General features: G+C 70.1%; 15 protein-coding genes. 10 read left to right on the plus strand and 5 right to left on the minus strand.

What is annotated here, in order from left to right:
* The first annotated feature begins 11 nt into the window (after positions 1 to 11).
* The 5 genes from ACFXGJ_RS10420 to ACFXGJ_RS10440 all read left to right on the plus strand — a co-directional run bounded on the left by ACFXGJ_RS10420 (position 12) and on the right by ACFXGJ_RS10440 (position 8559).
* Entirely contained in the window at positions 12 to 569 is a 558-nt protein-coding gene (locus tag ACFXGJ_RS10420) for an NUDIX hydrolase (RefSeq protein WP_378618610.1), read from the plus strand.
* Positions 566 to 2977: a glycoprotein gene (locus ACFXGJ_RS10425; protein ID WP_378618613.1), complete on the plus strand. Its 2412-nt coding sequence runs from the start codon at positions 566 to 568 to the stop codon at positions 2975 to 2977. The genes ACFXGJ_RS10420 and ACFXGJ_RS10425 overlap by 4 nt, the downstream gene beginning before the upstream one ends.
* 392 nt (positions 2978 to 3369) lie before the next feature.
* Complete coding sequence (murJ, locus tag ACFXGJ_RS10430) at positions 3370 to 7059, plus strand: murein biosynthesis integral membrane protein MurJ (RefSeq protein WP_378618646.1); 3690 nt, start codon at positions 3370 to 3372, stop codon at positions 7057 to 7059.
* Positions 7060 to 7129: 70 nt separating this feature from the next.
* Positions 7130 to 7726, plus strand: coding sequence for an RNA polymerase sigma factor SigM (gene sigM / locus ACFXGJ_RS10435; protein WP_378618616.1), 597 nt, complete (start codon positions 7130 to 7132; stop codon positions 7724 to 7726).
* A 92-nt stretch (positions 7727 to 7818) separates the two neighbouring features.
* Positions 7819 to 8559 carry a hypothetical protein gene (locus ACFXGJ_RS10440; RefSeq protein WP_378618618.1) on the plus strand — a complete coding sequence of 247 codons (741 nt, stop codon included), beginning with the start codon at positions 7819 to 7821 and terminating at the stop codon, positions 8557 to 8559.
* Between the two features lie 15 nt (positions 8560 to 8574).
* Here ACFXGJ_RS10440 and ACFXGJ_RS10445 read toward each other — a convergent pair whose 3' ends face one another.
* The gene (locus ACFXGJ_RS10445; protein ID WP_378618621.1) at positions 8575 to 9144 is read right to left on the minus strand and encodes a TetR family transcriptional regulator; all 570 of its coding nucleotides are present in this window, start codon (positions 9142 to 9144) and stop codon (positions 8575 to 8577) included.
* Between the two features lie 96 nt (positions 9145 to 9240).
* Between ACFXGJ_RS10445 and ACFXGJ_RS10450 the strand changes: the two genes are divergently transcribed.
* From ACFXGJ_RS10450 to ACFXGJ_RS10470, 5 genes are all read left to right on the plus strand, one after another.
* Positions 9241 to 10470: an NADH:flavin oxidoreductase gene (locus ACFXGJ_RS10450; protein WP_378618623.1), complete on the plus strand. Its 1230-nt coding sequence runs from the start codon at positions 9241 to 9243 to the stop codon at positions 10468 to 10470.
* Between the two features lie 146 nt (positions 10471 to 10616).
* On the plus strand, positions 10617 to 11240 hold the full coding sequence (locus ACFXGJ_RS10455; protein ID WP_378618648.1) for a TetR/AcrR family transcriptional regulator: 624 nt from the start codon (positions 10617 to 10619) through the stop codon (positions 11238 to 11240).
* 44 nt (positions 11241 to 11284) lie between these two features.
* Positions 11285 to 12274: a thioredoxin-disulfide reductase gene (gene trxB, locus ACFXGJ_RS10460; RefSeq protein WP_378618625.1), complete on the plus strand. Its 990-nt coding sequence runs from the start codon at positions 11285 to 11287 to the stop codon at positions 12272 to 12274.
* A 110-nt stretch (positions 12275 to 12384) separates the two neighbouring features.
* Entirely contained in the window at positions 12385 to 12708 is a 324-nt protein-coding gene (gene trxA / locus ACFXGJ_RS10465; protein WP_378618628.1) for a thioredoxin, read from the plus strand.
* 108 nt (positions 12709 to 12816) lie between these two features.
* Complete coding sequence (locus tag ACFXGJ_RS10470; RefSeq protein WP_378618635.1) at positions 12817 to 14016, plus strand: N-acetylmuramoyl-L-alanine amidase; 1200 nt, start codon at positions 12817 to 12819, stop codon at positions 14014 to 14016.
* Between the two features lie 45 nt (positions 14017 to 14061).
* Here ACFXGJ_RS10470 and ACFXGJ_RS10475 read toward each other — a convergent pair whose 3' ends face one another.
* From ACFXGJ_RS10475 to rsmG, 4 genes are all read right to left on the minus strand, one after another.
* Entirely contained in the window at positions 14062 to 14742 is a 681-nt protein-coding gene (locus ACFXGJ_RS10475) for a GNAT family N-acetyltransferase (protein WP_378618638.1), read from the minus strand.
* A 232-nt stretch (positions 14743 to 14974) separates the two neighbouring features.
* Positions 14975 to 16057: a ParB/RepB/Spo0J family partition protein gene (locus ACFXGJ_RS10480; protein ID WP_378618640.1), complete on the minus strand. Its 1083-nt coding sequence runs from the start codon at positions 16055 to 16057 to the stop codon at positions 14975 to 14977.
* Entirely contained in the window at positions 16057 to 17061 is a 1005-nt protein-coding gene (locus ACFXGJ_RS10485; protein ID WP_378618643.1) for a ParA family protein, read from the minus strand. The genes ACFXGJ_RS10480 and ACFXGJ_RS10485 overlap by 1 nt, the downstream gene beginning before the upstream one ends.
* A 61-nt stretch (positions 17062 to 17122) precedes the next feature.
* Entirely contained in the window at positions 17123 to 17794 is a 672-nt protein-coding gene (rsmG, locus tag ACFXGJ_RS10490; RefSeq protein WP_378618651.1) for a 16S rRNA (guanine(527)-N(7))-methyltransferase RsmG, read from the minus strand.
* Between the last annotated feature and the right edge of the window lie 2180 nt (positions 17795 to 19974).

Consider the following 19974-nt stretch of genomic DNA (forward strand, 5'->3'; position numbering starts at 1 on the left):
GTATCGATTGGGTGTCTCCTGCCGAACGTGCGAATCGCAGCCGCCGCAACCCGCGGCGTCGAAGCGGGCACGGCGAGCGCTCGAACGCTCGCATGCGCACGGTCCGCGAGACCTCCGCCGGCGGCCTGGTCGTCGACGGCCTCGACGGCCCCCGCGACAAGCAGTGCGCGGCGCTCATCGGCCGCACCGATCGTCGGGGCCGGCTGTTGTGGTCGCTGCCGAAGGGGCACATCGAGCAGGGCGAGACGGCCGAGCAGACCGCGATGCGTGAGGTCGCAGAGGAGACCGGGATCCGCGGCACCGTGCTCGCCGAACTCGGCAGCATCGACTACTGGTTCGTCACCGAGGGCCGCCGCGTGCACAAGACGGTGCACCACTATCTGCTCCGCTTCCAGGGCGGCGAACTGTCCGACGAGGACGTCGAGGTCACCGAGGTGGCGTGGGTCCCTCTGGCCGAGCTGGGTTCCAGACTCGCGTACGCGGACGAACGCCGGCTGGCCGAGGTCGCGGGTGCGCTGATCGACCGGATGGGTTCCGGAGCCGGCCGAACGACCAGAGAGAACGGATGAGGACGTTCCTGCGTCGCCTCACCGTGACGACCCTGACCACACTGGCTCTTGCCGCTACACCGCCCGGATTTCTCGCCTCGGTGAGCGCAGCGCCGACGACGACCACACCGCCGGCGGGTTCGAGCGCACCCGCGCCCGCCCGCACGAGCACCCCGCACGCGACCACCGGTCCCACGCAGCAGCGGTTCGTCGCGCTGTCGGTCGACGCGGTGACCCCGTCGACGGTGACCACGTCGAGCGATCCCGTGGTCACCGTCTCGGGCACCGTCACCAATGTCGGCGACCGGCCCGTCCGCGACCTGCAGGTCCGGCTGCAGCGCGCACCCGCGGTGTCCGCACCCAACCAGCTGCGCACGGTGCTGAGCGCCGACCAGGAGCAGTTCGACGTCATCGGGAAGTTCACCCCGGTCCGCGACAAACTCGAGGTCGGGCAGTCGGAGACGTTCCGCCTCTCGATGCCGTTGCGCTCGACCACCGGGGCGTCGCTTCAGATCACCGATCCCGGCGTCTATCCGATGCTGGTCAACGTCAACGGCACCCCCGAGTACGGCGGGCAGGCTCGCCTCGACGACGCCCGCTTCCTCCTGCCGGTGCTCGGCGTGCCCCGTGACCCCAGCAGCAGCGATCCGAACCGGCCCGAGGCGGCGCCGGTGCCCCCGTCCACCGCCGACCCGGTCGCGGCGACGCTGATGTGGCCGCTGGCGGACAAGCCGCGGCTGGCGGCCGGGATCCCCGGCTCGACCGACGAGAAGGTGCGGCTCGTCGACGACGACCTCGCCTCGTCGCTCGCGTCCGGTGGCCGGCTCGAGCAGCTCGTGGCGGCGGCGGAGTTCGCGACCGGCGAGGGCGTGGACCGTGACCACAAGCTCGCCGACAGCATGTGCCTGGCGATCGACCCCGACCTGTTGATCACGGTCGGCAACATGACCGCGGGTTACCTGGTGGTCGACGATCCGGCCGACCCGACCGGCCGGGCTCACCCCGGCACCGGCCAGGCGGCGGCCGTGGACTGGTTGGCTCGGCTCCGCAAACTGGCCCCACACATGTGCACCACCGCCGTCCCCTTCGCGCAGGTGGACCTGACCGCGCTGCACCGCGTGGGCGACCCGGCCCTGACCGCGCGTGCCGTGACCTCTCCCGCCGACATCGTCGACACCCTGCTCGGCGTCACCTCCCTGCGCGGACTGACCTGGCCGGACGTCGGTGTCCTCGATCCGGCGACCGCGGCCGGGCTTCCCGGTCTCGGGCCGACGACCCTGCTCGCCGCCAACTCCCTCACCGACGACACGACCCAGGCGAAAGTTCCGCTGAACGGGGGCAACAACGGCGGTCCGCTGTACGCGGCGCTGTTCGACGTGCCCGCGGCCACCGCTCTCGCTGGGGTCGGCGATGCACCGCAGACCCCCACCTTCGGGCCCGCCGGCACCCGCTACGACCTCGCCGACGACTCCCGGACCGCCCGGCTGCAGGACGCGCTGGGCGCGGTCACCTGGTTGTCGCTGACCACCCGGTCCACCCAGACCCGATTGGCGAACGCGAACCCGCGCCCGCTGCTGCTGGTGCCGCCGCAGCAGTGGACTGTCGACGGCGACGAGGCCAGGGCGGTGCTCTCCACCGTCTCGACGATGCTGCGATCGGGCCTGGCGACGCCGCGGGCGCTGTCCGAACTCGTGGACCGGGCCGCGCCGCAGCCGCCGTTCGACCTGGACTACCCCGAGCAGGCGGTGAAGGACGGCGCGCCGACGTCGGTACAGGACGGTGCGGCCGCGGAAGCGCCGGAGATCGACGCATTGACCGCGACACTGGTCAACGATCCGCAGTCGGCCCTGACGCCGGTCCGGTACACCGCCCCACTGAGCGAGGACCTGCTGCGCGCGATGAGTTCGTCCGGCAGGCGAAGCGGGGACAGGCCGGCAGCCTCGGCGGCGGCGGACCAGCGGATCGCACAGGTACAGGCGGCAATGCACCGGATATACGGCTCGGTGACCGTACTGGCACCCGGCGGCGCCTACACGCTGGCCTCGGAGCAGAGTCCGCTGCTCTTCGTCGCGCGCAACGACCTGCCGGTCGGAATCACGGTGCGACTGCGTATCTCGGCACCGCCGGGGATGACCGTCACCGACATCGGCGACCAGCAACTCCCGGCGCGCGGCAGTCGGGCGTTGCAGGTCCCGGCCAAGGTGGCCGATTCGGGGAAGATGGTCGTCAACGTCGCGCTGACCACCACCAGCGACCGGGAGTTGGGCGAGCCGGCGGCCGTGTCGGTTCGCTCGAATGCGTACGGCAAGGTGCTCGTGATCATCACCGGCTGCGCGGGCGCACTACTGTTGCTACTTGCGGGACGGCGGCTCTGGCACCGGTTCCGGGGTCAGCCGGACCCAGCGGATGAAGGGTACAAAGCTCGATGACTGGGAGCATGCAGCGACCACCGGGTCCCGGAGCGGAGCGTTCGCAGCGACCCGAGGGCACCGGAGCGGAGCGTTCGCAGCGACCCGAGGGCACCGGAGCGGAGCGTTCGCAGCGACCCGAGGGCACCGGAGCGGAGCGTTCGCAGCGACCCGGCGGCACCGGTGCGGAGCGACCGGGCGCGGCGGGTCCCTCGTCTTCGGCGCCCTGGGAGCGGTCCTACCCCGATCCCCGGCAGGCACCCCGTCCTCAGCAGCACCAGCCGTACCCGCCTCAGTACCCCCAGCAGCCTCAGCAACCCCAGCAGCCTCGCCGTCCCCAGCAGTCCCAGCCGGGACCACCCCGGCCCTACCGACCGCAGCCGGTCCCGCAGCGCGCCGCTCCGCAGCGCCACCTGCCCGGTGACCCTGTCCGGCGACCCGCATCGACCCCCTTGGTCGAGGCGCCGCCCGCCCCGGAGCGCCCCACCGAGCAGGACGGCGGGGACGACAACCCCAACTCGAACTCCCGACTGATCGCGTCGACCGGCTCCATCGCCATCGCGACCCTGGTCAGTCGGATCACCGGCTTCCTCAAGCAGGTCCTGCTGCTGACCACCCTCGGCGCGGCCGCGGCCAGCTCGTTCACCGTCGCGAGCACGATGCCGAACATGATCTCCGAGCTGGTGCTCGGCGCGGTCCTCACCGCGATCGTGGTGCCGGTCCTGGTCCGCGCGGAGAACGAGGACGAGGACGGCGGCGCGGCCTTCGTCCGGCGACTGTTCACCATCTCGGTCGTCACCCTCGGCACCGCCGCGCTGGCGGCGGTTGCGGCCGCCCCCCTGCTGACCCGGCTGTTCCTGCCCGAACACGGCAAGGTCGACGAGCAGCTGTCCACGCACTTCGCCTACCTGCTGCTGCCCGCCATCTTCTTCTACGGCCTCTCCGCGCTGCTGACCGCGCTGCTGAACACCCGACAGGTGTTCCGGCCGGGCGCCTGGGCGCCGGTCCTGAACAATCTCACCGTCCTGGTGGTCCTCGGCATCTACTGGCTGCTGCCCGGCGGGGACGAGGTCACCACTGCACGCCTGCTGGTCCTCGGCCTCGGCTTCACCTTCGGTGTCGTGGTCCAGGTCCTGACCCTGGTGCCCGCGATCCGGCGGCAGGGCATCAGCCTCAAGCCGCTGTGGGGGATCGACAACCGGCTCAGGCTGTTCGCGGGCATGGGCGTGGCCATCGTCCTGTACGTGCTGATCAGCCAGATCGGTCTCACCATCGGTACCCGGGTCGCGGCCTCCGTCGACGCCGCCGGACCCGTCATCTACCAGCAGGCGTGGCTGCTGCTGCAGCTGCCGTACGGCATCCTCGGCGTCACCGTGCTCACCGCAATCATGCCTCGACTGAGCCGCAACGCGGCCGCCGAGGACACCCCCGCCGTCGTCGACGACCTGTCCGTCGCGACCAGGCTGACCATGGTCTCGCTGGTGCCTGTCGTCATCTTCCTCACCTTCGCCGGACCGCAGGTCGGACATGCACTGTTCGGCTACGGCAACTTCGGGTCTGCCGACGCCGAGCGGCTGGGACACGCGGTCAGCTGGTCGGCGTTCACGCTGATCCCGTACGCGCTGGTGCTCATCCACCTTCGCGTGTTCTACGCCCGCGAGCAGGCCTGGACGCCCACCTGGATCATCCTCGGCATCACCGGCGTGAAGGTCGGTCTGTCGCTGCTGGCACCGACGGTGGCCTCCGACAACAGCCAGGTGGTCAGCCTGCTGGGTGTCGCGAACGGACTCGGCTTCACCGCAGGCGCGATCATCGGCGGCGTGCTGCTGCGGCGCAGCCTCGGGTCACTGCGGATGGCGAACGTCGGCAAGACGGCCTTCCTCGTCGTGGTGGCGTCCGTGGCGGGCGGTATCACCATGCTCGCCGCCGAGCAGTTGCTGGGCCTGGGCCGGCTCGCCGACAAGTTCGGCGGCCCCGGCGCCTTCGTCGAGGTCGGCGTGTCCGCGGTGATCATGCTCGGCCTGACCTTCGCGCTGCTCCGCATCGCCGGGATCCCGGAGGTGGTGGCCGGGACCGTCGCGGTGACGCGTCTCGTGAACCGACTGCTCGGCAGGGCACCGAAGGTCTCCACGGCTGCCACGGCGGATTCGGTCTCGATGTACGAGGCCGACACCGAGTTGCTTCCCGTGATAGGTCGTGCTCAGGTACCACTCAATAGCAGGCAGCAACTCCCGTACCCTGGTGCCGGGCGTACCGGGGCGCCGATCTCGGGCGGGGAGAATTCCAGCCAGATGCGCGAAGGAGCGAGGGTGAGCGACGAAGACGTTACCGGCGGCAAATCTGCCGGGTCCACGGTGGAGGCGTCGGCACCCCAATCCGCAACGCGCACAACCGAGAACGCCGAGGCGCGGGCGGACAAGCGGCCTGCCGACTCGGTGCGACCGGAGCGCGACCTCACGGTCGACACCGGGATCATCCCGATCGGTTCGCCGCAGCTGCCGCCGATGCGTGTCGGCGAGCCCACGGCCCGCCGCACGCAGCGCGGCCCGAAGCTCCTGGCGGGGGCGTCCGTTGCCGGCGGCCGGTACCGCCTGCTCGCCCCGCACGGCGGTGCGCGCGGGCTCAAGTTCTGGCAGGCACACGACACCAAGCTCGACCGCGAGGTCGCGTTGACCTTCGTCGACGCCGACCAGCGCGCCGGCGCGGACACACCGGAAGCAGAGGGTCCGCAGGCGGTCCTCTCGCGCACCCTTCGGCTCGGGCGGATCAATTCCCCGGGCCTGGCCCGGGTGCTCGACGTGGTCCGGGGCAGCTCCGGCGGCATCGTCGTCGCCGAGTGGACTCCCGGCCGGTCGCTGCGGGAGATGGCCGAGACGGTGCCGTCGCCGATCGGTGCCGCCCGCGCGATCCGCGCCCTCGCATCGGCGGCCGAGGCCGCCCATCGCGGCGGCGGCGCGCTCTCGATCGACCACCCGGACCGCGTCCGGATCTCGGCGAGCGGCGACGCGGTGCTCGCGTTCCCCGCGACCCTGGCCGATGCGGACGCCAGCTCCGACGTGCGGGGCCTCGGCGCCATGCTGTACGGCCTGATCACCGCCCGCTGGCCGCTCGCGGAGCCCGCTCCGGCACCCGAGGCCGGGGCCGCACCGCCCGCCGCGGGGGAACGCCCGGCGAACACGGTCGGCGGCATGAAGCTGGCCGACCGCGGGGACGACGGCCAGCCGGTCGAGCCGCGCAAGATTCGCCCCGAGGTCCCGTTCGAGATCTCGGCGGTCGCGGTCCGCTCCCTCGAGCAGGGCGGCGGCATCCGCACCGCGGCCACCGTCCAGCACGTGCTGGACCAGGCCTCGGTGGTCGACCAGAAGACCGATCTCATGCCGGCGCTGCGGCTCGGCCAGCGGCCCGCCGGTTCGTCCGGTCACGCCCTTGCCGATCCCGAGGACGCCGAGCAGCGGAAGATCCGTAGCAACCGCATGCTCATCGCCCTCGCGGCGCTCGGCGTGCTCACCGTGATCGTGCTGGCACTCGTCGGATGGTGGCTGGCGAACCTGTTCGCCGGCGGAAGCTCGACCGAGCCGCTGAACGAGCAGAACATCGGCCTCACCACCAGCGCGGCGGGCCCCAGCGACGCGCCCTCGCCCTCGGCAGCTCCGGTGGCCGCACCCTCTCCGATCGTGCCCGCCGGTGCCACCGTGTACTCCCCGCAGGGGTCGGCGGACAACCCGTCGACCGCCGGTCTGGCGGTGGACGGAAATCCGGCCACCAAGTGGAGCACGGACACGTACTTCCAGCAGTTCCCGTCGTTCAAGTCCGGCGTCGGCCTGCTGGTGAACCTCGCGCAGCCGGCCGCGCTCGGGGAGGTCACGATCACCTCTCCCAGCGTCGGCTCGGCCGTCGAGATCCGCACCGCACCGAGCGACAACCCGACGCTGGACCAGACCCAGGTGATCGGGACGGGCGTGCTCAAGGACGGCGTGACGACCATCCCGGTGACCAGCGACGGCAACGCGACCCGGGTGCTGGTGTGGATCACCAAGCTCGGTACCGACGACGGCAAGAACCAGACCTCCATCGCCGAGCTGGGATTCTCGAAGGCGCGCTAGTCGACACGAGATCTCCCAGGTCAGACGCCGGGGAGTAGCCGCAGACCTCGCGGTCGGTTAGCATCCGCGCGTGCGAATCAACAGGGGGATCGCCGGCGAGGGCATGACAGACGCCCAGTTGCTGGCGGCGCACGCGTCGGGGGACGCACGCGCTTTTGCAGAGTTACTGAGTAGGCACCAGGACCACCTGTGGCAGACCGCGAAACGGACGAGCTACACGCCGGAGGACGCCGCGGACGCGTTGCAGGAGGCGCTGCTGTCCGCACACCGCACGGCGGCGAGCTTCCGGGCGGACGCGGCGGTGCGAAGCTGGCTGCACAAGATCGTGGTCAACGCGTGTCTGGACCGGATACGGCGCAACCGCGCCCGACCGACCGTGCCGCTCTCGGACGACGAGAAGTACGAGCCGGCCGGAGCCCGCGACGAAATGTCCGACCGAGAGACGTCGATGGCGATCGAGGAGGCGTTGTTCACGCTGCCGGCGGAGCAACGCGCGGCGATCGTCGCAGTGGATCTGGAAGGCTATTCCGTGGCGGAGGCCGCGGCGCTACTCGGTGTTCCCGAGGGCACCGTGAAGAGCCGATGTGCCCGCGCCCGAAGCAAACTCGCGCAACGGCTCAAATATATGCAGAACGATCGGAACCAAATCACTCCGGACGGGGTCTAATTCCTGTGACGGGAATCGCAGCGGGCGCACAGCGAGCGGCCCTGCACCGAGTTCGGTACAGCCAGTAGCTCTTAGATCGCAGGGAGGTGTCAATGGTCGCCCAGGGAGACGATGCACTGTTCCCCCCATTCGACCCCGAACTACTCGCCGACCTTCACGCCGGGGTGCTCGACCCCGAGTTCGCCGATCGACTCCGGGCCGTGGCGATCCAGGACCCCGAGGCGATGCGCACGCTCGACGCACTCGACGCGGTGCGCGCCGACCTCGGCGCGCTGCGCACCCTCGACCCGCCCGCACCACCGATCCCGCCCGAGGTCCTGACCCGCATCCAGGGGGCCCTCGCCGAGGCCCCGGCCACCCCGATCGCGCTCTCGACCCGCCGCGGGCGCAGTCCGGTCCGGCTCGCAGCAGCCGCCGCCGCCGTGCTCGTCGTCGCCTCGGGAGCCGCGATCGGCGTCGCCCAACTGACCACCGAATCGCAGCCCGACTCTCCGTCGCCGGCGACGCCCCTGTTCGCGCAGCCCCAGCCCGGCCGATCCGACGGGGGAGTCGAAATCGGCGACTCCCTGCAACCGGCGACCGCATTGAGCGTGCTCGGCCACTCGTCCCTCGGCCCGCTCGAATCCCCGGCCGCACGCGATGCCTGCCTGCTCGCGAACGGAATCGACCCCTCCCGTCCACTGCTCGGCTCCGGTCCGGTGCGGCTACGCGGCGTGGCGGGAATCCTCATGCTGTTCGCGGGACCGCGCCCGCCGCAGATCACCGCATTGGTGGTCGGAACAGGTTGCGGCACCGACGATCCCGCGACGCTGGCGCGCGCCGACATCGGCTGACACCACCCGCTCCCGTCAGTTCGACCCGTCGGCCACCGGCATCAGGATCTCGAGCACCTTCGCCCGCATCTGCGGGGTGTCCTCCTCCGGCGCGATCAACGACAGGAACAGCGCTGCGCCCGCGCCGAGGACCAGCAGGGCCCGCGCGGTGTCCGGGTCGCCCGTAGCCGCCCCCGCCGAGCCCGGGAAGAGCGCGGCGGCCGGACCCGCGAAGTTGCGCCACAGTGCTCCACGCAGTTCGTCGTGGTCCCGCAGTGTCGCGAGCAGTCCCGGGACCGCCTCGCGGACCTCCGGCTGCCTGAACAGTGCCGAGCTGCCGGTCACCACCCAGTGAATCCAGCCCGCACGGTCCGCACCGTCGAAGGGGGTCAGGTCGGGGGTCACGCCCAGCACGGCGTCGAGGACCAGCTGGGCCTTCGACTCCCAGCGGCGGGCGATCGCCGCCCGGCTGACACCCGCCCGTCCCGCCACCGCCCGCACGCTGAGCTGGTCGAATCCCACCTCCAACAGCAGGTCCCTGGTCGCCGCGAGGACGTCGGCGTCGATGCGGGGGTCGCGGGGTCGTCCAGATCCGGTGGCATTCATTGGCCCGAATTCTCTTCCATCGTGGCCGTCGGGGCTATACCCTCCCCATTACGAGTCCGGTGGCACCGTAATTCCGGGCAGAGCGCGAGGACACCGATGACGACCACTCCACCCGCCCCGGCCCCCCGGCCGCAGATCTTCGAACCCGCCGAGCTCGGACCGCTGACGCTGCGCAACCGCATCGTCAAGGCCGCCACCTTCGAGGGCGTCATGCCTCGCGGTGCCGTCTCCGACGAGCTCGTCGAGTTCCACCGCGCCGTGGCGGCCGGCGGCGCCGCGCTGACCACCGTCGCCTACTGCGCGGTGTCCGAGTCGGGCCGGGTGCACCGGGACACCCTCGTGCTGAACGAGGCCAGCCTGCCCGGCCTCACCCGGCTGACCGAGGCCGTGCACGCCGAGGGCGCCCTGGCCGCCGCCCAGATCGGGCACGCCGGACTGGTCGCCAACACCCTGTCCAACAAGCAGCCGACGCTGGCCCCGTCCACCCGGATCAGCGCTCCCGCAATGGGTCTGGTGCGCGGAGCGACGACGACCCAGCTGGCCTCGGTCACCGCCGACTTCGAGCGGTCGGCGCGGGTCGCCGTCGAGGCCGGGTTCGACGCGATCGAGGTGCACCTCGGTCACAACTACCTGCTCAGCTCGTTCATGAGCCCGAACCTCAACAAGCGCCGGGACGGCTACGGCGGCAGCGTCGCGGCGCGGGCCCGATTCCCCCGCGAGATGATCGAGCGGGTCCGGGCCGCGGTCGGTGACCGGGTCGCGGTGACGGCCAAGTTCAACATGACCGACGGCGTACCGAAGGGCCTCTGGCTCGACGAGAGCCTGCAGATCGCGAAGCTACTCGAGTCGGACGGGCACCTCGACGCCCTGCAGCTGACCGGCGGCAGCTCGCTGCTCAACGGGATGTACTTCTTCCGCGGCGAGGTTCCGATGGCGGAATTCGTTGCGTCCCAACCGAAACTGGTGGGGCTCGGACTGAAGGTGTACGGCCCGCACCTGTTCCCGACCTATCCCTTCGAGGAGGCCTTCTTCCTTCCCCTCGCCCGGCAGTTCCGCGAGATCCTCTCGATGCCGCTGATCCTGCTCGGCGGCGTCAACCGGGTCGACACCATCGAGAACGCGCTCGACGAGGGCTTCGAGTTCGTCGCGATGGCACGCGCGATCCTGCGTGAACCCGACCTCGTCAACCGGATGCGCGGCGATCGGGCGGCCGAGGGGCGGTGCATCCACTGCAACAAGTGCATGCCCACGATCTACACCGGTACCCGGTGCGTGGTGCGCGAGACCGTCACGAACCTGCCTTCGCCGAGCGTCGCGGCCGGCTAGCGGTCGGACCGTCGGAGAGTGGGCGCTTTCCCACCGTGACGGTTCCCCTTGACTACGATGTGCACGACCGAGGTGACCCGATGACGGGGGTCGCCCCACCGCGATCCGAGCGCAGCGCCCGGGCCGCCAGCACCGGAGGGGGAACGTTGCCGCGGATCAGCGCGCCCACCGTTGCCGAGCACCGGGCAGCCCAGCAACGCGCACTGCTCGACGCCGCCCGCGACCTCCTCGCCGAGAGCAGTGCCGAAGGCACCGCCGAGATCCCCGGGTTCGCGGAGGTCGCGGCCAGGGCCGGCCTGGCCCGGTCGAGCATGTACCAGTACTTCAAGTCCCGTCAGCACCTGCTCGACGCACTCATCGAGGACTCGTTCCCGCGCTGGTCGGCGCGGGTCGAGCTGGAGATGGTCGCGGCGGGCGCGGCCGACCGTCGGGTGCTGGCCTACGTCCGGGCGAACCTCGACCTGGTCGCCGACGGCGAGCACGCGATCGCGTCGGCCATCTCCTCGATCGCGCCGCGCGAACGCATCAACGAGACCAGCGCGGCGATGCACCGACAGCTGGTGGCCCCGCTCACGGCGGCGCTCGCCGAGCTCGGCGCGAGCGATCCGGTCGCCACTGCGGAACTGATCAACGCGGTGGTTCACGCCGCTACCCGGCAGATCGAGGCTGGTGCCGACGTCGGCTCGGTCCAGGCGCGGGCCGCCGAGCTGATCGAGCCCTATGTGACGCTCGCCGCATCGGGCTCGAGGGCCGGGAACATCACCCCTTAGTCTGGTGTTGAGCCAGACAACGTTCACTCTCCCGGAAGGCCCGCATGACTACTCCGACCTCGGTTCGCGACCTGATCATCGTCGGTTCCGGACCCGCCGGGTACACCGCCGGCGTCTACGCCGGCCGCGCGGAACTCGAGCCGCTGCTGTTCGAGGGCACCCAGTTCGGCGGCGCCCTGATGACCACCACCGAGGTGGAGAACTTCCCCGGGTTCCGTGAGGGCATCATGGGCCCGGACCTGATGGACGAGATGCGCGAGCAGGCCAAGCGCTTCGGCGCCGACATCCGCACCGAGGACGTCGACGAGATCGACCTGACCGGCGAGGTGAAGAAGGTCGTCGTGAACGGCGAGGCCTACTACGCGCACGCCGTCATCCTCGCGATGGGCGCGGCCGCCCGCTACCTCGGCATTCCGGGCGAGGAGCGCCTGCTCGGGCGCGGCGTCAGCGCCTGCGCCACCTGCGACGGATTCTTCTTCAAGGACCAGGACATCGCCGTCATCGGCGGCGGCGACTCGGCGATGGAGGAGGCCACCTTCCTCACCCGCTTCGCCCGCTCGGTCACCCTCGTGCACCGCCGCGAGGAGTTCCGCGCCTCCCGCATCATGCTCGAGCGCGCCAAGGCCAACGAGAAGATCCGGATCGTCACCAACGCCGAGCCGATCGAGGTGCTCGGGGAGAACAGCGTCACCGGCCTCGTGGTCCGCGACACCGTGACCGGCGAACAGTCGACCCTGGCGATCACCGGCATGTTCGTCGCCATCGGCCACGACCCGCGCAGCGAACTGGTCAAGGGTCAGGTCGACATCGACGACGAGGGCTACGTGCGGGTGCAGTCGCCGACGACCCACACCTCCGCCCCGGGGGTGTTCGCCGCGGGTGACCTCGTCGACCACACCTACCGCCAGGCCATCACGGCCGCCGGCACCGGTGCCTCCGCCGCGATCGACGCCGAGCGCTGGCTGGCCGAGAAGGGCGACATCACCGCGAACACCGTCGACGCCGCCGGCGCGCCCGTCGCCGTCGAGGCCTAGCCCGAGTACCCGCGGAGGCTTAGCCCGAGTACCCGCGGAGGCTTAGCCCGAGTACCCGCGACGCCTGACCACCCACCGTCCCCGTAGTTCCGTCACCCGAGGAGACCCCCATGGCGAACACGATCACCATCACCGACGACTCCTTCAAGCAGGACGTCCTCGACTCCGACAAGCCCGTGCTGGTCGACTTCTGGGCGACCTGGTGCGGACCGTGCAAGATGGTCGCGCCGGTGCTCGAGGAGATCGCGGGCGAGCACGGCGACAAGCTGACCGTCGCCAAGCTCGACATCGACGCCAACCCGGCGGCGGCGCGTGACTTCCAGGTCATGTCGATCCCCACGATGATCCTGTTCCAGGGCGGCAAGCCGATCAAGCAGATCGTCGGCGCCAAGGGCAAGGCCGCCCTGCTCAAGGACCTTTCCGACGTCCTGTAGCCGATATCGCAGCCCCCGAGATTCCCAGAATCTCGGGGGCTTCTGCGACAATCGATCGACGCGGCGCGCATCGCAGCGCCGTCAGGACGAAGGAAAGGCCCGCACGATATGCATCGACTCCGTCACGGCGACCACGGTCCCGCCGTTGCCGAGATTCGAGGCACCCTGTCGGCCTTGGGATTCCTGCACAACGGCGTTTCCGTCGTCGGCCGCGAGCCGGTCAACGGCTCCCAGTGGATCGCGCCCGACGCGGTGTTCGACCACAACCTCGACAGCGCCGTGCGGGCCTTCCAGCAGCAGCGGGGACTGCTCGTCGACGGCGTCGTCGGAGCCGCGACGTACCGCTCACTCAAGGAGGCGTCGTACCGGCTCGGCGCACGCACCCTCGCCTACCAGCTGTCGGCGCCGCTGTACGGCGACGACGTCGCGACCCTGCAGACCCGCCTCCAGGACCTCGGCTTCTACCCCGGCCGGGTGGACGGCTACTTCGGGCCGCAGACGCACGAGGGATTGTCGTCCTTCCAGCGCGAGATCGGCATCTCCTCGGACGGCATCTGCGGTCCCGCGACGCTGCGGTCGCTGGACCTGCTCGGCACCCGGGTGACCGGCGGCTCGCCGCACGCGATCACCGAGGAGGAGTCGGTCCGACGCTCCGGCCCGCAGCTCAGCGGCAAGCGCATCGTGATCGACCCGGATCTCGGCGGCGACGCGACCGGTGCGCTGCTCAACACCCCGAACGGTCCGCTCACCGAGGCCCAGATCCTCTGGGACCTCGCCAGCCGCCTCGAGGGCCGGATGGCGGCGACCGGCATGGAGACCTTCCTCTCGCGGCCGCAGAACGCGAACCCGTCGACAGCGGAACGGGCCGAACGGTCCAACGCCTTCGACGCCGACCTGATGATCTCGCTGCGGTGTGCCAGCAGCGCGAGCCCGCACGCCAACGGTGTCGCCAGCTTCCACTTCGGCAACTCGCACGGTGCCACCTCCCGCATCGGGCAGGTGCTCTCGAGCTTCATCCAGCGTGAAATCGTCGCGCGCGCACCGCTACAGGACTGCCGGACACACGGCCGATCCTGGGACGTATTGCGGCTGACCAACATGCCGACGGTTCAGGTCGACATCGGTTACCTCACAAACGATTCCGACGTGAAGACCCTCATCAACCCGCGCAACCGCGACATCATCGCCGAGGCCATCCTCATCGCGGTCAAGCGGCTGTACCTGCTCGGTCAGGACGACCAGCCGACCGGGACCTTCACCTTCAAGGAGCTTCTCGCCGAGGAGCTCGCGAAGGCTGACCCGGCCTGACCCGGATCGTCGCCGTCAGCTGATCGTCCGGGGAACGTCGCGGGGTCAGACGGCACCGACGGTGGACTTGTGCTCGATGTCGACCACCGTCAGCGAGGCGGCGATCAGCAGTTGTTCGAGGGCCGACTCGACGTCCGCCTTCCAACCGTGGTCACGATCCAGCTCGAGCCGCAGTCGAGGATAGCGACGATGTGCGGCAACGACTTCGAACCCCATGTCCTCGAGAAAGCTGGCCTCGATCATGCATTCCGTGGGGCCGCACTCGTGGCCGGCCTTGCCTGCCGGGGCCTCGTCTTCGGGTCCACGGACGATGCCGAACGCCTCGAGGGCACGCACGCCGCGGCGCACCAGATCGCTCACAACGGCCTGAATCAGGCTGGGGCCCACCCCGTCCAGCTGCGCGGCGGGTTCGAGCCTCATCGTGGTCAGCAGGACCGCGTCCGGGCTCACCGGCGAGGTGGGGAAGAGCTTGGCACGCGGCACGTCGCCGGGTGGCGAATAGAGGGCACATCCGGCGGGCCTGCCGTCGAGGGTCGCGACCTGCCCGCACGAGCCCCACTCGAGCATGACCATCGAGAGCCAGGCTTCCTTCTCGAACTCCGGATCGGAGAACTCGCGGGACCGCCGGAGGGCGGAGGGATCCATCTCCCAGAAGACGCAGCGCCGGGAGTGGCGGGGCAGCTGGTCGAGACCGTCGAGGGTGAGCGGGTTGATGCGCATCGTCACCCTGACTCCGCCTCCAAGACATCGCAGTGGCGGGCCGAGACCCCCACCTGACACATTCGCACCCTCAAGGATAGGCGATCCATCCGACCGCGGCCCCCACCGGACGGGTGCCGCACGAAAACTGTTGTAGAACAGAAGATTTCGGCAACTTCCCGATCCAGCACCCCCGCCGATCCGCTCTATTGTCACAGTGACGGATCGGCCGAGGGTGCCTGGACCTGGGATTTCGGGACTACTGGGGCCCGTGGGTCTCCATCATCTCCACGATGCGCTGCAGATCGTCCACCGACCCGAATTCGACGACGATCTTGCCCTTGCGCTTACCGAGGCTGACGGTCACGCGGGTGTCGAAGGCTCCGGAGAGCCGGTCCGCGACGTCCTGCAGACCCGGCATCTGGATCGGCTTGCGCTTGACCGGGGGAGTGGGCAGATCGCCACCGTCGCGGTTGGCGAGCGTGACCGCCTCTTCGGTCGCCCGCACCGACAACCCCTCCGCGACGATGCGAGCGGCGAGCAGTTCCTGCGCGTCCGCACCTGCCTCGAGGGACAGCAGCGCCCGGGCGTGGCCCGCGGAGAGCACCCCCGCCGCGACTCGGCGCTGGACCGGGATCGGGAGCTTGAGCAGTCGGATCATGTTGGTCACGACGGGCCGGGACCGCCCGATCCGGCTGGCGAGCTCGTCGTGCGTGACGTTGAACTCCTCGAGCAGCTGCTGGTAGGCCGCGGCCTCCTCCAACGGGTTCAGCTGCACCCGGTGGATGTTCTCGAGCAGGGCATCGCGCAGCATCGCGCCGTCGTTGGTCTCGCGCACGATCGCCGGGATCTTCTCGAGTCCCGCGGCCTGGCTGGCACGCCAACGCCGCTCACCCATGACGAGCTGAAAACGGTCGGCGGCGATCCGGCGGACCACGATCGGCTGCATCAGGCCGAACTCGCGGATCGAGTGCACCAACTCGGCGAGCGCCTCCTCGTCGAAGACCGAGCGAGGCTGCTTGGGGTTCGGCTCGATCTGCGCTGCCGGGATCTCCCGGTAGCTAGCGCCGATGGGGGCGAGATCGGTGGCGTCGTCGGGCGTCGCCTCGACCGTGATCACGGTCTTGCGGGCGCTCTTCGTACCGGCCTTGCCGTTCGTCGCCGGATCCGCCGGGGCTTCCTCGACGGGCTCCGCCGGCGCGGGCTTCGGAACGACCGGGGCGGTGGCATTGCCGATGATGACGTCGGCGGCCGCGCTGCCGAGCCGCGGGCCGGCGTCGGGGCCCGTGGGGATGAGCGCCGCGAGGCCGCGGCCGAGCCCGCCCTTGCTTCTCTGACTCACTAGTTCTCCTGCGCGTTGGTCGATGCGGTGCGGGCGGCGAGTTCACGGCCGGCGTCGAGGTAGCTCATGGCGCCACGTGAACCCGGATCGTAGTCGAGGACGGTCATCCCGTACCCGGGCGCCTCGGAGACCTTGACGCTGCGGGGAATCACGGCGCGCAGGACGGCGTCCCCGAAGTGGTTACGCACCTCCTCGGCGACCTGGTCCGCCAGCTTCGTGCGCCCGTCGTACATGGTCAACAGCACGGTGGAGACGTGGAGATCGGGGTTGAGATGGGACTGGACCAGATCGATGTTGCGCAGCAGCTGACCCACGCCCTCGAGTGCGTAGTACTCGCACTGGATGGGGATGAGGACCTCGTTGGCGGCGACCAGCGCGTTGACCGTCAACAATCCGAGCGACGGCGGGCAGTCGATGAGGATGAAGTCGGCGTCGATCTCCGAGAGTGCGGCCTCGGAGAGCGCATTCTTCAGCCTGCCCTCGCGAGCCACCATGGAGACGAGTTCGATCTCCGCGCCGGCCAGGTCGATCGTCGCGGGAATGCAGAACAGCCGATCACTGTGCGGGCTCTTCTGGATCGCGTCCTGGGCGGTGGCCTCGCCGATGAGGAGTTCGTAGCTCGACGGGGTCCCGGAGTGGTGCGGGACGCCGAGCGCGGTGCTGGCGTTGCCCTGGGGGTCGAGATCGACCACGAGGACGGTCAACCCCTGCACCGCGAGCGCGGACGCCAGGTTCACCGCCGTGGTGGTCTTGCCGACGCCACCCTTCTGGTTGGCGATCGTGAGCATCCGCCTGCGGTCCGGCTTGGGCAGGGACACGCTGGCGGGGTGGAGTACCTGACTGGCGCGCTGGGCCGCGGCGCCGATCGGGGTCTCCTCCACGGAGATGCCCGCGTACGGACTGGGGGAGTGGGGTTCGGTTCCGTTACCGGACGGTTTGTCGGTGGATCTCGAGGCGCTGTGTTCCGTTTCACGTGAAACAGAGATTTCGGGTCCACCCGACATGTATTGCTCCTTCACTGAACTGACTCGACCACCACGACTGAACCCACCGGCTCGACCACCCTCATCGGCGTTGGGACCGTCGCGGAACACGTTCCGCACGAACCACAATCGTCGGAGTGGGAAGGACGTCGACACCGCATTCGACGATCTCTAGCTTGCCAGCACCCAACCGGGAAAGGGAAGCGCGGTCACGCGAAATCTCTTCCGCCGCGCTGGATCCCTTCATCGCCAGCATCCTGCCGTGCTCGTGTACGAGGGGGATGGACCACCGCGCCAGCTTCTCCAGTGGGGCCACCGCCCTCGACGTCACGACGTCGGCCCCGCCGGCCTCCTTGAGGACGCCGGGCTGCTCGGCGCGGCCACGCACCACTCGAACGTCGAGACCGGCCGCCTCGATGAACTCGGCGAGGTAGACCGATCGTCGCAGGAGCGGCTCGACGAGGGTGATCCGGAGGTCCGGGCGCGCGATCGCCAGGGGGATGCCGGGCAGACCGGCCCCGCTGCCGACATCGACGACGGATTCGCCCTCGGCGATCAACTCCCCGATCACCGCACAGTTGAGGAGGTGCCGATCCCAGAGTCGGGGGACCTCGCGGGGTCCGATCAAGCCTCGCTCTACACCGTCCGTCGCAAGGGAGTCTCGATACTTCCGGGCGATGTCTAGACGGTCCCCGAAAACGGTTCTGGCGGCCTCGGGCATGTCCTCGGACTCGGTCTGTTCCACGTGAAACATCTTCCCGCGTCGGCTCTGCATTGCACAAACCGAACGGCCGAAATCGGCTGTGCGACCGCTCTACCCGATCCGTCCGGCGCGGTCCCCCGGCGGGGGAGGGGAGGGGTGGCCACCGGGAGGCGCGGCAAACGTGACCGCCGGACGGGGCGGCTCCGGGGCGAGACGCGAGGCATGATCGCGTGCGACGTAGGTGGGCACCCCGCGGACGGGTGCGAGTCGATCACCGCCCGTACCCAGGCCCACCGATCGGAGGGTCCGGGTCTCCACTCCACCCGTGGGGACCACTTGTCACGGGGACGTCGCCCCCCCATACGACCATCACGCGGGGTAGGGCCCTCTCCACCGTATTCAGGGGACCTCAGGGATTCGGCGCCGTGAAACGTACTGATTCACGTGAAACATGACTCGGGGACTGCGCGACTCCCGCCTGGACGTCGTTCCCCTCACCGCCGAAGGTTCGCGCGGGTGCGGAAACGGTGGGGGAGGGGAGTGGTCGTCTCGCAACGCGACTCAGCGAACGGGGTGGCCGAGCGTGCGACCCGCGGGTGGTCGGCGGCGTGTGCCGGACCCTGGCCCGGATCGCTTCACCTCGAATCCCGGTAGGCCCCCACCCGCTCCAGGCAGGAGCATCGGGTCGGCACCACCGCGGATCCACTCGAGGGTTGCGGCCGCATGCGGTCGGTACCCGTACGCGGTTCTGCGGCGGTGGGGGAGGGGAGGGGTTGGGTGTGGTTCTCCACGAAGGGCAGCCGGTCGGGCGTCCCGCGGGCGGCGGTGGTTCCGGTCGAGGTTGCCTCCCCATGACGATTCACGTGAAACAACGATTCACGTGAAACATCGGCGCGAGCAACCTCGTCGGCGCGACGGACGCGCCCGCGCGGGAGGTCGACGCCAGCACGGCATCGGCGGGCCGGTGAACCGAGAGCACTCGTCTCCGGCCTGCACCCACGACCCCGGCCGCACGACGTCGGCGGTGCCACGCCCTCGAATGACGTTGCTCGAGTGACGACGTTTCTTGTATGACATCGCGGAGTACGGCAAAGACCCCCTCGAGCAGGGAGCCGGGACGGTGACCACGCTCTCGCCTCCCGCGGTCGAGATGGGCAGAAGGCCGTCCGCCTCGACGGCGGCACCACCGATCGGGCGACATACCCGACGCCACCGGCAGCATGGTCGACTCGCACCGTCGCGCACCCGAACCGGTGCGGGACGCTCCACCGTCAAGGATTCACGTGAAACAGCGGCTTCACGTGAAACATTGACGGCGCGGACCACCCCGGATCGGTGCGACCCGCGGCGACGACCGCCACCCGCGGCACCGCACGACAGCGGGACGCCGGCGCCCCCGGCAGCGGGTCGGCACAGGGCAGGTCGTCCGGGTGTGCGACTCGCACCCGGTCGCCGAATCGAGCATCGCTTCGACGAGGGTTCGACCATCGCGATCCCGCTCGGTGGGCGATGGCTCGGTCCGCGTGTCGCGGTCCGCCCGCAGTGCCCCGAGCCGAGTCCACCGATCGACCGTCCATACGACGGTCACCGGACCCGTGTCGACGCAACTCGACGCCGGCACAAGCGACGACAACGCCCGCACCGGAGCGGCAGCACCGGTGGGCGTGAGTCGGGGCGGGGACGCGGCCGCCGTGCGAGTTCCCGTCGATTCGATGCGCCGTGTGCACGCCCCACCGTCGGCGACGCGTCCTCGAGCCGGTTCCCGCGTTCCATCGTCGAGTACGCGATGCGGCAACCTCAGCTTGGCAACGGGAGCGCGGAGTCGATGGTCTCGTCACCGTCGCGATCCTCGAGCCGGATCCACGTGAAACCTCGCCGGCACCAACGCGCCCGACCCGGCAGTGCCCGGGGGAGGGGAGTGGCGCCCGATCGTCAGCGGCTCGGCCCCTGGGGGTCAGGCGGTGATCGGTCTCGCCCCTACAACACCAACCACGGACACGGTGTCATCGCTCATGCGGAGCCACACCGACGTCGCGATCACGGTCAACGCTCGATCACTGAAGGGTGCATACGAGGAACGCACCGCCCGAACCCGATTCGGATCCGAGGCGCGCCGTTTCACGTGAAACCCCCGAAAACACCGCGACATGCGCCGACCCCGCCACACCAGGACCATTCGTCACGGTGACGTAACCGCAAAAGCAGTTGGCCCCCGACCGGAAGCGGTCGGG

The sequence above is a fragment of the Rhodococcus sp. NPDC059234 genome, from assembly GCF_042754225.1.
Lineage (GTDB): Bacteria > Actinomycetota > Actinomycetes > Mycobacteriales > Mycobacteriaceae > Rhodococcus_G.

Coding starts and splice junctions, on each gene's coding strand:
- ACFXGJ_RS10485 (WP_378618643.1), bottom strand. CDS start 17,061: ATGTCGGGTGGACCCGAAATCTCTGTTTCACGTGAAACGGAACACAGC.
- trxB (WP_378618625.1), top strand. CDS start 11,285: ATGACTACTCCGACCTCGGTTCGCGACCTGATCATCGTCGGTTCCGGA.
- trxA (WP_378618628.1), top strand. CDS start 12,385: ATGGCGAACACGATCACCATCACCGACGACTCCTTCAAGCAGGACGTC.
- ACFXGJ_RS10470 (WP_378618635.1), top strand. CDS start 12,817: ATGCATCGACTCCGTCACGGCGACCACGGTCCCGCCGTTGCCGAGATT.
- rsmG (WP_378618651.1), bottom strand. CDS start 17,794: ATGTTTCACGTGGAACAGACCGAGTCCGAGGACATGCCCGAGGCCGCC.
- ACFXGJ_RS10445 (WP_378618621.1), bottom strand. CDS start 9,144: ATGAATGCCACCGGATCTGGACGACCCCGCGACCCCCGCATCGACGCC.
- ACFXGJ_RS10440 (WP_378618618.1), top strand. CDS start 7,819: ATGGTCGCCCAGGGAGACGATGCACTGTTCCCCCCATTCGACCCCGAA.
- ACFXGJ_RS10425 (WP_378618613.1), top strand. CDS start 566: ATGAGGACGTTCCTGCGTCGCCTCACCGTGACGACCCTGACCACACTG.
- ACFXGJ_RS10450 (WP_378618623.1), top strand. CDS start 9,241: ATGACGACCACTCCACCCGCCCCGGCCCCCCGGCCGCAGATCTTCGAA.